Origin of the sequence: Pseudomonas oryzihabitans, assembly GCF_032027545.1 — a bacterium.
GTDB lineage: Bacteria > Pseudomonadota > Gammaproteobacteria > Pseudomonadales > Pseudomonadaceae > Chryseomonas > Chryseomonas oryzihabitans_F.
In genome coordinates this window covers 1-299 of sequence record NZ_JAVSJB010000128.1, presented here as the reverse complement: position 1 = coordinate 299, position 299 = coordinate 1, and the positions used below count along the sequence as shown (strand labels likewise).

Annotated in this window: 1 protein-coding gene; it reads left to right on the top strand. The window is 68.9% G+C overall.

The window, feature by feature from the left end; all coding sequences use genetic code 11:
- Positions 1-299: glycosyltransferase (locus RND78_RS28020; RefSeq protein ID WP_312733509.1), on the top strand; the 299-nt coding region annotated here is incomplete at both ends.

Here is a 299-nt window from a genome sequence, read left to right as displayed (position 1 = left end):
TCCGTGGTGATCCCCGTCTACAACGAAGAAGCCAGCCTGCCGGAACTGCTGCGCCGCACCCGCGCCGCCTGCCGTCTGCTGGACTGCCAGGTGGAAATCATCCTGGTCGACGACGGCAGCCGCGACCGCAGCGCCGAGCTGCTGCAGCAGGCCGCCAGCGAGCCGGACAGCCCCGTGGTCGCCGTGCTGCTCAACCGCAACTACGGCCAGCACTCGGCCATCCTCGCCGGCTTCGAGCAGGCCCGCGGCGATCTGATCATCACCCTGGACGCCGACCTGCAGAATCCGCCGGAAGAGAT